Source organism: Janthinobacterium sp. GMG2, assembly GCF_033949445.1.
Lineage (GTDB): Bacteria > Pseudomonadota > Gammaproteobacteria > Burkholderiales > Burkholderiaceae_D > Janthinobacterium > Janthinobacterium aestuarii.
On sequence record NZ_JAXAWA010000002.1, the window covers coordinates 335,763 to 348,761 of the forward strand.

Consider the following 12,999-nt stretch of genomic DNA (forward strand, 5'->3'; position numbering starts at 1 on the left):
CCGAGCCGCCTTCCGTGCCGCGCAGTGTAGGCGGGCGGACGAGTGCGGCGAACGAATGTTTATATGCTTGCATATGCGCGCTTCGCATATCGGCGGCAAGGTTCGCGATGCGAGTATGCGCCGTTTTTTGCCCGCTTGCCGCGCCAATGGCGCGACTATTAAGCTGCCGCAAGCGCGCCATTGCGATTTATAATCACGCCTCGAAAAGATACTAAATAGTATTGAAATTACTCAGACAGGGCAGGCGGCAGTGGCAAAACTTTATTTCCGGTATTCCGCGATGAACGCGGGCAAGTCGACGGCCTTGTTGCAGGTCGCGCACAACTATGAAGAGCAGGGCCAGCAGGTGCGCCTGTACACGGCCGCCATCGACAGCCGCTACGGCGTGGGCCGGGTCACCTCGCGCCTGGGCCCGCAGCGCCAGGTCGATATCTTCCATGCCGACACGAATTTCCTCGACGATATTCCCCAGGTCGCCTGTTTGCTGGTGGACGAAGCGCAATTTCTCAGCACGGCCCAGGTGCAGCAGCTGCACCAGCTGGCGCAAGTGAAGGGCGTACCCGTCATCTGCTACGGCTTGCGCACGGATTTCAAGGGCGAACCGTTCCCCGGCTCGGCCTATCTGCTGGCGCTGGCCGACGATATCGAGGAATTGAAGAATATTTGTACTTGCGGCAAGAAGGCCACGATGAACATCCGCGTGGATGAGCAGGGCCGCCGCATCAAGGAAGGCGAGCAGATCAGTATTGGCGGCAACGAAAGCTACCGCCAGGCGTGCGGGCGCTGTTTCTACTCGTAAATTAATCAGCGACGGGCGCACCCACATCGGCATCATCCGACAGCGCCAGGTCGCCCCGCTCGAAGGCTGCCAAGATGTCATTGGCGCGCGCCACGTCGTGTTCGCGCACCATGACGCGGGCGCCGCCGATGGCGGCCGCCAGCAGCATGTCGGCCTGCATGTGCTGGTCGTCCGTCAGCAGCACGTCGATGCCGGCCGCTGCCAGGCAGCCGCGAATGACGTGCGCATCCGTGGGGATCATCAGCCGGGCAATCAAAACATAGTCATCGTGCATCGCGTCTCCTGGCAAGGTGGTATGCGCCATCTTAGCACCGCGCCCGCTTTTACAGCTTGAACACGCTCACCACCTGGTTCAGCTCCTGCGCCTGCTCCTGCAAGGCGTCGGCGGCCGCGGCCGCTTCTTCCACGAGGGCCGCGTTCTGCTGGGTCACCTGGTCCATCTGGGCGATGGCCTGGTTGACTTGCTCGATGCCGCTGCGCTGCTCTTCGCTGGCCTGCGCGATTTCGGCCATGATGGTGCTCACTTGCTGCACGCTGGCCACCACGGTATCCATGGTGGCGCTGGCCTGGCTCACTTGGGCGTGGCCCAGGTCCACCGTGCTGGCGGACGCCTGGATCAGGTCCTTGATGTCTTTTGCCGCTGCCGTCGAGCGCTGCGCCAGAGTGCGCACCTCGGTGGCGACGACGGCAAAGCCGCGTCCCTGCTCGCCGGCCCTGGCCGCTTCCACGGCCGCGTTCAAGGCCAGGATATTCGTCTGGAAGGCAATGCCGTCGATGACGCCGATGATGTCGGCGATCTTGCTTGACGAGCTGCGGATGGCGTCCATGGTGCTGGCCACCTGCGCCACGGCCGCGCCGCCCGTCGCCGCCAGGCTGGACGAGTCGTGCGCCAGCCGGCTTGCCTGCTGGGCGTGATCGACGTTCTGGCGCACGGTGGAACTCAGTTCCTCCATCGAGGCGGCCGTTTCTTCCAGCGAACTGGCTTGCTGTTCCGTGCGGCTCGACAGATCCAGATTGCCGCTGGCAATTTCACCGGACGCCGTGGCGATTTGCCCGGCGCTGCCGCGCACGTTGCCGACCACTTGCGACAGGTTGTCGCTGATGCGGTTCATGGCCAGCAGCAGGCGGCCGATTTCATCCAGGCTGCTGGTGTCGAGGTGCACCGTCAGGTCGCCGGCGGCGATTTGCGCGGCGGCCGTTTCGGCGGCGGCCAGCGGACGCGACACGAGGGTGCGCACGAGCCAGTACAGCAGCAGGGCGAAGACGAGCAGGGCGATGAAGCCGGAAACGGCCAGCTGGTTGCGCATCTGGCGCGCTTCCGCCGTGATCTCGTCCGTGAACGTGCCGCCCGCGATGATCCATTGCCAATCCTTGAATTGACGGTAATACAGCTGCTTTTCGCGCGCGCTGGCAGCCGTTTCGCCGGGCGCCGTCCACGTGTAGCGCATGGCGCCGTCTTTTTGCGCCAGCATGTCCTGGATGAACAGGCGCCCGTCGCTGGCCTTGAACTCGAGCGCGCTCTTGCCTTCGCTGTTCGGGTGCAGCACCAGGTGGCCGTAGTTGGCGCCGGGGGCCGTGTCGACGATATAGATGTAGCCCGTCTGGCCGATCTTGACCTGGCGAATCTTCTCTTTCAGCATGGCCAAATTCTTGCTGATATCGAGGCCGATGAACAGCACGCCCACCACCTTGCCGCCCGCATCGCGCACGGGATCGTATTGCGTGATGTATTGCTTGCCGAACAAGGTGGCCATGCCGACAAAGCGCTGGCCCGCGCGCAGCGGCGCATAGCTGGGGTGGTTGTGGTCGAGCTGGGTGCCGATGGCCCGTTCGCCATCCTGCTTTTTCAGCGAGGTGCTGATGCGCACGAATTCATCGCCATTGGCGGCAAAAATGGTGGCGATCACGCCTGTCTGGGCCGTGTAGCGGTCGACCAGGGCCGTGTCGAGGTTGAGCACCTTGCCGCCGTTGGCCAGCGCGGGCGTGGCCTTGCCAGCGACGGCCACCATGGCGCCCGCGTCGACCGTGAATGGGCCGGGAAATTCGGCCGCGAACAGGCGCGCGAAGCTGGCCGCCTCGTTGACCATGGCCGTATGGAACACTTGCGTGGTCGTCATGACGCTATTGAGTTCGCTGGTGACGGCCGCTTCGGCGCGCTGTTCCAGCGCAGTCGAGGTGCGGATGCTGATCAAGGTCGTCAGGCTGGCGAGGATCAGGCTGACGAGGGCAAACGTGAACACGGTAATCTTGCCGCCGACACTCCAGTGGCGGGGGGAGAACGAAATTGTAGGCATAGTTTGAGTCTGGCAAAGGGTAATCAGCTCGGCCATTCCTGGTCATGACATGACACGCGGGGAGGGGATCTGGTGGGGATACTGCTGAAACGGAGGCGCGCCGGCTGTGGGAGCCGCGCACGGGCAAGCTGGATTTCAGGCCGCGATGATAGCATGTTGCTTGCGTTTTGTTACTAAGTGTTTCCCGCAGGAATTAATTTTTCGCGTAAAAACATCATCCACATCAAGAATCGGAAAAACAGCCCATTGACTTTTTTGATTCCAATAAAGCGCTTTGGTCTTCGCCGTTGAGCGGTGATGCAATTTTTGTCACGAATGTTTCACTTTGTAATGAATGAGACGCCATCCTTAATCCGCGTTTAAGCTTCCGGGAAGAAACTGATATTCCTTGGGAGACTGCCAGGCCGTATCCTGTAGAATAATATGCAGACCAGTCGTGTATTCCCCTTACTGTCTTGCTGGCTGGCGCATGAATAGCTGCGCCGCCTGGAATTGATTCAACTAATTTTCGGAGAAGCCGATGAAGAAGCAAATGATGCTGGTCACCCTGGTGCTTGCCCTGTCAGCCAACGCTGGCGCAGCCCAGACGGACAAGAGCGCCGCTCCTCCGCTACCCATGAAGCCGCTGGCCCAGCAAACGCAGGCCGCCTTGTGGGCATCGCGCGTATTGACGCGCGTCCATTACAAGGCCATGCCGCTCGACGACGCCATGTCCGAGAAAATCTTCGACCGCTATTTCAAATCCCTGGACGCGGAAAAACTGTTTTTCGTGCAGGCCGACATCGACCGTTTCGCCCCGCTGCGCACCAAGCTCGACGACGCCATCATCAATGAAGACCTGACGTCGCCATTTGCCATCTACAACTTGTACCAGCAGCGTTTCGACGAGCGCATGGCGTATGCGCGTGAATTGTTGAAAACCAAGTTCGACTTTGCCGCCGACGAGAGCTACCAGATCGACCGCGAAAAGGCCACCTGGCCGAAGAACGACGAGGAAGTGCGCGACCTGTGGCGCAAACGCGTCAAGAACGACTGGCTGCGTTTGAAACTGGCGGGCAAGGAAGACAAGGCCATCCGCGAAACGCTGGACAAGCGCTATGAAAGCTACACGACCCGTGCGCGCAAGCTCAACAGCGAAGACGTGTTCCAGATTTTCATGAACGCCTACGCCATGTCGATCGAGCCGCATACCAATTACCTGGGTCCGCGCGCGTCGGACAACTTCGACATCGCCATGCGGCTGTCGCTTGAAGGCATCGGCGCCGTGCTGCAGACGCGCGACGAATACACGGTCGTGCGCGAAGTCGTGCCGGGCAGCCCGGCCGGCTTGTCGGGCAAGCTGAAAGTGGGCGACCGCATCGTTGGCGTGGGGCAGGGCGAAAGCGGCCCCATCACCGAAGTGCTGGGCATGCGCATCGACGACGTGGTGCAGCTGATCCGCGGCGCCAAGGATTCCGTCGTGCGCCTCGACATCCTGCCGGCCGACGCCGGCCCCGACGCCAAGCACGTGATCGTGCCGCTGGTGCGCAAGAAAATCAGCATGGAAGAGCAGGCGGCGAAGAAATCGATCATCGAAGTGCGCGACAACGGCGTCAAGCGCCGTATCGGCGTCATTGCCCTGCCGACGTTCTACCAGGACTTCGAAGCGCGCCGCCGTGGCGACAAGGATTTCAAGAGCGCCACGCGCGACGTCAGCCGTTTGCTGGCCGAGTTGAAGAAGGATAAGGTCGACAACGTCCTGATCGACTTGCGCAACAATGGCGGCGGTTCGCTGAACGAAGCCGTTGAACTGACGGGCCTGTTCATCGACAAGGGCCCGGTCGTGATGCAGCGCAATGCCGAAGGCAAGGTCGACGTGGAAAGCGATACCAATACGGGTCTGGCCTGGGATGGCCCGATGGGCGTGCTGATCAACCGCGGATCGGCCTCGGCATCCGAAATTTTCGCCGCCGCCGTGCAGGACTACGGCCGTGGCGTCATCATCGGCGAAGGCAGCTTCGGCAAGGGTACGGTACAGACCTTGTTCAACCTCGACCGCTTCGGCGGCAGCGAGAAAGCCCGCTTCGGCGAGCTGAAGATGACCATCGCCCAGTTCTTCCGCATCAATGGCGGTACCACGCAGTTGCGCGGCGTGACTCCCGACATCAAGCTGCCCGCCATGTCGGACACGGAAAACTTCGGCGAATCGAGCTATGACAATGCCCTGCCATGGGTGGCCATCAAGCCGGCGCCGTACATGCCGACGGGCGACCTGAAGGATATCGTGCCGCTGCTGGACAAGAAACATGAAGCGCGCGTGGCCAAGGACAAGGATTTCCAGTACCTGCTCGATGACATCGCTCTCGTCGTCAAGCAGCGCAAGGAAAACCAGATTTCGCTCAATGAAACCGTGCGCCGCAAGGAGCGCGATGCCCAGGAAGCGCGCGCCAAGGCCCGTGAAAAACGCCTGATCGCGCAGATTTCGAATCCTGCCGACGACCTCGTGGTAATTCCCGATCCGAAGGACGTGCTGAAGGGCGCGAAAGCGGCCAACAAGACGGCCAAGCAGATCGCCGCCGTGAAGGGCGCCTTGCGCACCGACGATGGCCTGCAGGGCGACGAGCGGGCCCTGAGTGCCGAGCTGGATGCCGAAACGGCGGCCAAGAGTGCCAAGGACGTGCTGCTGAACGAAGCGGCGCGCATCCTGGCCGACGAAGTGGCGCTGATCAAGGCAGACACCCGCCTGGCATCCAAGGTCTTGCCGTATGCCGCGGATGTGAAGGCGACGCCGGTGGCGGCGACAGCGAAGTAATGAATGCGGGGTCAGACCCTTCGGGTCTGACCCCAGCTTTTGCTTTGGGGTAAACAGTAGTTATTCGTTTCGCGAATTTCTATCATTCCAACAATCAATTGGATTGATATGCCGCGATGCAGCATAATTCACTTGTCTCCTCTATTCTCCTCCAAGAAAATAGATTCAGCCCGCTCCTTGTAGCGGGCTTTTTTTTGCCTCAGATATTGTGCGTGGACAGTTGTACGTCGGGGTGGGCGGCCAGCAGGGCCGTGATCCAGCCGGCGAACGCCTGCAGCTTGGGCGTGGCCAGGCGGCCTTGCGGCGTCAGCAGTGACATCGGCATCGGCGTCGGCGGGCAGTCGGGCAGCACGGCCACCAGCGCGCCGCTGTCGAGGTGCTGGCGCACCTGGTACATGGCCGCCTGCGCCACACCCAGTCCTTGCAGTGCGCAATCGACGCTGGCATCCGCGTCGTTGACGGCGATGGGGCCGGCCATCTGCACGCGCACCACTTCCTTGCCTTGTTGGAAATCCCAGTCGAAGGCGCGTCCCGTGCGGCCCGAATAATGCATGATGCCCCGGTGCTCTGCCAGGTCGGCCAGGGTGTGCGGCGTGCCGTGCCGCGCCAGGTAGGCGGGCGAGGCGCACGTGGCGAAGCGCATCAGGCCGACCTGCTTGCCGATGAAGGCGGAGTCTTGCAAGGTGCCCACGCGCAAGGCGCAATCGATGCCTTCCTGCGTCAGGTCGACCAGGCGGTCAGTCAGGCTCAGCTGCAAATGCACGTCGGGATACGCGGCATGGAATTGCGCGATATGGGGAATGATCAGGCGCCGGCCCACGGTATTGGGCAGGTTGATACGCAGCAAGCCGCGCGGTTTTTTCGCGTCGGGACCACGAAACGCCAGTTCCGCCGTATCGACGGCTTTCAGGATCTCGATGCAGTGGCGAAAGTACTCGGCCCCTTCTGGTGTCAGCGACAGGCGGCGCGTGGTTCGCTGCAGCAATTGCGTGCCCAGGTAGGCTTCCAGCTTTTGCAGGGTGGCCGTCAGCGCGGCGCGCGGTAAATTCAATGTTTCGGCCGCCTTGGAAAAACTGTTGGCCTCGACGATGCGCACGAAGGTTTGCATGGCCTTGATCTTGTCCATGGTGATTGTTCATCTTATGTGAAAAGTATAAGTCGATTATGCCCTAATTATCTTTGCCACAGTTTTGCCTAGAATGGCAACATCCCTATCGAACCGAGGAAACAACATGAACAAGGCCTCACCGTCTGCTCCCCACGACATTTCACCCGCCATGGTGCTGCTGCTGGCCATCGCTTCCGGCCTGATCGTGGCCAATCTGTACTACGCGCAAACCCTCGTCGGGCCCATCAGCGCCTCGACGGGCCTGTCGGCCAAGGCCGCCGGTCTCATCGTCACCCTGACGCAAGTCGGCTATACCCTGGGCCTGCTGTTTGTAGTGCCTTTGGGTGACTTGCTGGAAAACCGCCGCCTGATCGTCACGGCCTTGCTGGTGACGGCCACGGCTCTCGTGGCGGCGGCCCTCTCGACGGGCGCCATCGTGTTCCTGGCCGCCGCGCTGGCCATCGGGCTCGGTTCCGTGGCGGCGCAAGTGATCGTGCCGTTTGCCGCCCACCTGTCGCAGGAAGCGACGCGCGGCCAGACGGTGGGCAAAGTGGTCAGCGGCTTATTGCTGGGCATCATGCTGGCCCGCCCCGTGGCCTCGCTGGTGGCTGCGCACGCCAGCTGGCACGTGGTGTTTGGCGGTGCCGCCGTGCTGATGGTACTGCTGGCGCTGGTCCTGCGCCGCGCCTTGCCCGTGCGCCAGCCTGTGTCGAGCATGAAATATCCCGCCCTGATGGCTTCGCTGTGGCATCTGCTGCTGGGCACGCCCGTGCTGCGCCGCCGCGCCGCCTATCACGCGGGCCTGTTTGGCGCTTTCAGCCTGTTCTGGACCGTCACGCCGCTGGTGCTGTCCAGCCCCGCGTTCGGCCTGTCGCAAACGGGCATCGCCATCTTTGCCCTGGTGGGCATGGCCGGTGCCGTCGCTTCGCCCATCGCCGGCCGCCTGGCCGATGCGGGCCACACCTTGCCGGCCACTGCCGTTGCGCTGGCGCTGGGCATCGTCGCGTTTGCCTTGCCGATGTTTGCGCCTGAATCGAAACATGTGGCGCTGGGGCTGCTGGTGGTCGCCTCCATTGTGCTCGACATGGGCGTGGCGGCCAATCTGGTGCTGGGTCAGCGCGCCATCTTCAGCCTGGGCGCGGAAGTGCGGGGCCGTCTGAATGGCCTGTATTTCGCGCTGTTCTTCGCCGGCGGCGCGGCCGGCTCGGCCATCGGCGCCTGGGTATATGCCAGCTACGGCTGGCAGGCAACATTGCTGACCGGCATGGCGTTTCCAGGCTTGGCCTTGCTGGTGTGGCTGGGAGAATTTATACCGCAGGCCGCGCGCCGCACGGCTTGAAACCCTGATGGGGCCTCATTATCACTGATGAGTATTTCTATCATCATGAAGATAAAGTGGCGTGATATGCCGCAATGCCGCAAGATGCACTTGTCTCCTCTATCTCCTCCAAGGAAATAGATTCAGCCCGCTTCCGTAGCGGGCTTTTTTTTTGCCTGTTCAGATCAAATCACCACCAGATCGAGCGCGCGCATGAAGTTCGCCGCCTGCGCATGCGTGATGACGGCGCCTTTCAGCAGCGCCGCTTCGCTCAATTTGAAACCGTCGATATCGGCGCCGCGCAAGTCCGCGCCCTGGAACTTCGCCAGTTTGATGGTGGCATTGCGCAGGCTGCCGCCTTCGAAGACGGCTTCGCGAAAGTCGCAGCCGGCCAGGTAGGCATCGGAAAAATCCAGCTGTTTTAATGTCGCCTTGCGGAACGAGAAGCCGCGCAAGTCGGCGCCCACCAGCAGGCTGTCTTCGAAGGTGAGACCCAGGTGGGCCACTTCCTCGAAAGACGCGCCCGTCAGCTTGCAGCCGCGGTAGGTGGCCGAGGCCAGCTTGGCGCGCCGCCATTTCGTGTTGTTCAGGTCGCAGCCTTCGAAACTGGCGTCGACGGCGTCGACGGATTCGAAATCGGCGCTGCCGGCGCGGCAGCGGCGCCAGGTGCTGCGTGCCAGTTTGCTGGCGAACAAGCTGGTGTCGGCAAAGGTGCAGCGCTCGAAGGTGCAGCCTTGCAAATCGAGGCGCGACAGGTCTTCGCCGTCGAACGCGCAATCGATGAAGTGGCGTACCGGCAAGGCCAGTTGCTGTTCCATGCCGGTGCGGTCCAGGGTCATGCCAGTTACTGCGGTGTCGTGTGTTGCCATCCGTCTAATTCCTAAAGTAAAAAACAGGGGAGGGATGGCGCGGCGGGAAAATGCACGAACCAGAACACCTCCCCGGCTGGTGTAACAGTCAGAGGTCAGCGCCGTGGGTCCGCGTGGGCGGGAGCATGCCGGACTGCGGGTTACCAACCGGTGCGCTCATTTTCGATCAGCCTGCATTGTAACGGCTTGACTACACACTTGCCAGTTCTTGCGAAGCCGGGTTAGTATCGTTGCAGGCACACGCATTGTGCCAACGTCGCTCGGACGGATCCGGGCGCTTACGTATAGAGATACCATGACCGACAGCCAAGCTCCGCGCAGCTTTTCGCGCATCAATCGCCTTCCCCCCTACGTTTTCAATATCACCGCCGAACTCAAGATGGCCGCGCGCCGCCGTGGCGAGGACATCATCGACATGTCGATGGGCAATCCCGATGGCGCCACGCCGGCCCACATCGTGGACAAGCTGGTCGAGACGGTGAAACGCCCAGACACGCACGGTTATTCCGCGTCAAAAGGCATCCCCCGCTTGCGCCGCGCCATTGCGCACTGGTACAAGAAGCGCTATGAGGTCGACATCGACCCGGACAGCGAAGCCATCGTCACCATCGGCTCGAAAGAGGGCCTGGCCCACTTGATGCTGGCGACGCTCGACCGTGGCGACACGGTGCTGGTGCCCAATCCCAGCTACCCGATCCACATCTGGGGCGCCGTGATCGCGGGCGCCGATATCCGCTCAGTGCGCATGGGGCCGGGCGTGGACTTCTTTGCTGAACTCGAACGGGCCATCCGCGAAAGCTACCCGAAACCGAAGATGATGGTGCTGGGTTTCCCGTCCAACCCCACGGCGCAATGCGTGGAGCTGGAATTTTTTGAAAGAGTCGTCGCGCTGGCGAAGCAGCACAATATTCTGGTGGTGCATGACCTGGCGTATGCCGACATCACTTTTGATGGCTGGAAGGCGCCGTCCATCATGCAAGTGCCCGGTGCGCGCGACGTGGCCGTCGAGTTTTTCACCATGTCGAAAAGCTACAACATGGCGGGCTGGCGCATCGGCTTCATGGTGGGCAATGCGGAACTGGTGGCGGCCCTGGCGCGCATCAAGAGCTACCACGACTACGGCAGTTTCACGCCCGTGCAAGTGGCGGCCATTGCCGCGCTGGAAGGCGACCAAAGCTGCGTGACGGACATCTGCGCGCAATACCAGCGCCGCCGCGACGTGCTGGTGAAAGGCTTGCATGAAGCGGGCTGGATGGTGGAAAAACCGAAGGCGTCGATGTATATCTGGGCGCATATCCCGGAAGCGTATCGCCACCTGGGCTCGCTGGAATTTGCCAAGCTGCTGCTGCAAAAAGCGAAGGTCAGCGTGTCGCCCGGCATCGGTTTCGGCGAATACGGTGATGAATACGTGCGCTTTGCCCTGATCGAAAACGAGGCTCGCGTGCGGCAGGCGCTGCGGGGTATCAAGAATATGTTGCGTTCCGGCGACGGGAAAACGGAAGCGGCGGCATAAAAGTTGCCGCATGGAATGCTTCGTTGCCCCTAATATCACTATTACGTATTTCTGACATCACGAATATAAAGTGGTTTTATATGCTGCAACGCGGCATCATGCATCTGTCTCCTCTATCTTCCTCCAAGGAAATAGATTCAGCCCGCTCCCGCAGCGGGCTTTTTTTTTGCGCGTCAGCATCGCCGCTGTCTGCCGCCGGCAACACCAGCGGCCCGCCGCCAGCCCATCGGGCCAGGCCTTGCCCCTGCAAGAAGATCAGGTCGCCGCCAAAGCTGCAAAAATGACATTGTTGAGTGCTAGTATTTCGACTCGCCTGCCGATGCGGGCAGCTCGTCACCACTCTCCAATAATATCGGGAATCATCATGACCTCATTCATCAAGCCATTGTCCATTGCCGCCGTCGTGGGTACCTTGTTCGCCAGCGTCGTTCCTGCCAGCCCGGCTTCGGCGGCGGGCGCCGTCAAGCCCACCATCGTCCTGGTCCATGGCGCGTTTGCCGATGCATCGAGCTGGGACGGCGTCGCCGCCATCCTGCAAAAAGACGGCTACACCGTCATCGGCGCGGCCAATCATCTGCGCAGCGTCAAGAGTGACGCCGATTCCGTGGCCCGCGTCGTCAACAGCGTGCCTGGCTCCGTTGTGCTGGTGGGGCACTCCTACGGCGGTTCGGTGATCAGCGCGGCTGCCCAGGCAGGCGGCAACGTCAAGGCGCTGGTCTACGTGGCGGCTTTTGCGCCCGATGCCGGCGAGACGGCCGCTGGCCTGTCGGGCAAATATCCGGGCGGCACCTTGGGTACGGCCTTGGCCAAGCCCGTACCGCTGGCCGATGGCAGTAACGACCTGTTTATCGAGCAAGCCAAGTTCCACGACCAGTTCGCCGCCGATTTGCCGGCGGCCAAGGCGCGCCTGATGGCGGTCGGCCAGCGTCCGATCACGGATGCGGCGCTGAACGAAGCCTCGCCTGCGCCAGCTTGGAAGGGTATCCCGTCCTGGTTTGTCTACGGCAAGGCAGACAAGAATATTCCCGCAGAAGCGCTGGCCTTCATGGCCAAGCGTGCCAACGCGAAGAAAACCGTCGTGATCGACGGCGCTTCCCACGTGGTGATGAGCTCGCATCCGGCGGAAGTGGCCAAGCTGATCGAGGAAGCGGCTGGCAGCGTCAAGTAATCAACCAGGGCGTCACGCCAAGATATTGATGGGGCTTATCTTGCTCATCACAACACATGATTGGCGTGATATGCCGCAATGCGTCAAGATGCATCTGTCTCCTCTACTTCCTCACAGGAATTAGATTCAGCCCGCTCCCGCAGCGGGCTTTTTTTTTGGCTATGTCACCGTCAGATGTGGGAACGCGCCCAGCGTTGCTCTCAATAACGTTTCTGGCGAGCGTATGCGCCTGGCGTCGAGTATCCAGCGCCATCCCAGGTAGTTCGAAAGATAGCGCGTCGCCACGCCGTGAAACGGCCCCAGCCATTGACGCAAACGGCTGTGATAGGCGTTGACGTTCTGTACGTGGGCGGCGCCCTGCACGCGGATGCCGGCGCGCAAGTTGACGGCCTGGTGGCTGATACCCGCTTCCCGGGCAAAAGCCCGATAGGCGGCATGGCCATCGGTGACCAGCAGCACGTCCTTGTCGATCATGGGCAACAAACAATGGTGCAACTGCGCCTTGGTCAGCGCTCCTTTACCCGTGACGAAATCGAGGGTCTGGCCCGTGCGGTCGCGCGCCACCAGGATGCAGACCTGCTCATTGGAAATGCCGCGCTGGCGGGCATGGCCGCCACGGCGGCGCGCCGGACGTGTCATCTGCCGTGCTCCCTTTTCCGATTCCAGCAGATATAACTCGTCGGCTTCGGCGATGCCGTGCAGGCCATGCGGCCGGTCCGTCTTTGCCAACGATAAAAACCGGTGGCGCCAGCGAAACGTGGTGTTGCGATGCACGCCCAGTTGGCTCGCCGCCTTGCGCACGGAATCCGATGCCAGCAGGCAATCGGCGTAGTCGAGCCACAACGATTTATGGCGCAGGCGGGCCAGCGGCGTGCCCGTCAAGGCATTGAAGGTACGTCCGCAAGGGACGCAACGGTAGCGCTGCAGGCCGTGTGTATGGCCATGCCGGTGCAAGTGCGCCGATTGGCAGGCGGGACAGGCCAATCGCGGCTGCGCCACACTTTCCAGCAGCGCGACGGTCGCGTCGTGTGGCGCGTTGCCACGCAGCAGGGCAATGCCTGCCTGCCGCTGGCGTCGGTTCAACTGCGCAAACTGCGCGATAAAGCTGATCCATTCGGCTAGCTGCATGATCTGCTCCC

The 12,999-nt window shown here is 61.8% G+C and carries 10 protein-coding genes; 5 read left to right on the forward strand and 5 right to left on the reverse strand.

Features of this window, described 5'->3' with window-relative positions; translation table 11 throughout:
* Positions 1-250 precede the first annotated feature (250 nt).
* Complete coding sequence (locus SKZ59_RS07575; protein ID WP_034755172.1) at positions 251-799, forward strand: thymidine kinase; 549 nt, start codon at positions 251-253, stop codon at positions 797-799.
* A gap of 1 nt (position 800) precedes the next feature.
* Here the strand turns inward: SKZ59_RS07575 and SKZ59_RS07580 are convergent, their stop codons facing one another.
* Together SKZ59_RS07580 and SKZ59_RS07585 are read right to left on the reverse strand one after the other, a co-directional pair.
* Complete coding sequence (locus SKZ59_RS07580) at positions 801-1,073, reverse strand: putative signal transducing protein (RefSeq protein WP_034755175.1); 273 nt, start codon at positions 1,071-1,073, stop codon at positions 801-803.
* Between the two features lie 49 nt (positions 1,074-1,122).
* Positions 1,123-3,093 (reverse strand): Cache 3/Cache 2 fusion domain-containing protein, encoded by a 1,971-nt coding sequence (locus SKZ59_RS07585; protein ID WP_319991282.1) that lies wholly within the window; start codon positions 3,091-3,093, stop codon positions 1,123-1,125.
* A 520-nt stretch (positions 3,094-3,613) separates the two neighbouring features.
* Between SKZ59_RS07585 and SKZ59_RS07590 the strand changes: the two genes are divergently transcribed.
* Positions 3,614-5,884, forward strand: coding sequence for a carboxy terminal-processing peptidase (locus SKZ59_RS07590; RefSeq protein ID WP_319991283.1), 2,271 nt, complete (start codon positions 3,614-3,616; stop codon positions 5,882-5,884).
* Positions 5,885-6,083: 199 nt separating this feature from the next.
* Here the strand turns inward: SKZ59_RS07590 and SKZ59_RS07595 are convergent, their stop codons facing one another.
* Positions 6,084-7,010: a LysR family transcriptional regulator gene (locus tag SKZ59_RS07595; RefSeq protein ID WP_319991284.1), complete on the reverse strand. Its 927-nt coding sequence runs from the start codon at positions 7,008-7,010 to the stop codon at positions 6,084-6,086.
* A 106-nt stretch (positions 7,011-7,116) separates the two neighbouring features.
* Between SKZ59_RS07595 and SKZ59_RS07600 the strand changes: the two genes are divergently transcribed.
* Positions 7,117-8,331, forward strand: coding sequence for an MFS transporter (locus tag SKZ59_RS07600; protein ID WP_034755187.1), 1,215 nt, complete (start codon positions 7,117-7,119; stop codon positions 8,329-8,331).
* Between the two features lie 164 nt (positions 8,332-8,495).
* Here the strand turns inward: SKZ59_RS07600 and SKZ59_RS07605 are convergent, their stop codons facing one another.
* Positions 8,496-9,179 carry a pentapeptide repeat-containing protein gene (locus SKZ59_RS07605; RefSeq protein ID WP_374106817.1) on the reverse strand — a complete coding sequence of 228 codons (684 nt, stop codon included), beginning with the start codon at positions 9,177-9,179 and terminating at the stop codon, positions 8,496-8,498.
* A 295-nt stretch (positions 9,180-9,474) separates the two neighbouring features.
* On the opposite strand from SKZ59_RS07605, the gene alaC reads away from it, so the two are divergent.
* Positions 9,475-10,692 (forward strand): alanine transaminase, encoded by a 1,218-nt coding sequence (alaC, locus tag SKZ59_RS07610; RefSeq protein ID WP_034755193.1) that lies wholly within the window; start codon positions 9,475-9,477, stop codon positions 10,690-10,692.
* A gap of 364 nt (positions 10,693-11,056) precedes the next feature.
* Positions 11,057-11,860, forward strand: a complete 804-nt coding sequence (locus tag SKZ59_RS07615; RefSeq protein ID WP_319991285.1) for an alpha/beta hydrolase — start codon at positions 11,057-11,059, stop codon at positions 11,858-11,860.
* 159 nt (positions 11,861-12,019) lie between these two features.
* Here the strand turns inward: SKZ59_RS07615 and SKZ59_RS07620 are convergent, their stop codons facing one another.
* Positions 12,020-12,988, reverse strand: coding sequence for an IS1595 family transposase (locus tag SKZ59_RS07620; RefSeq protein WP_319991286.1), 969 nt, complete (start codon positions 12,986-12,988; stop codon positions 12,020-12,022).
* Between the last annotated feature and the right edge of the window lie 11 nt (positions 12,989-12,999).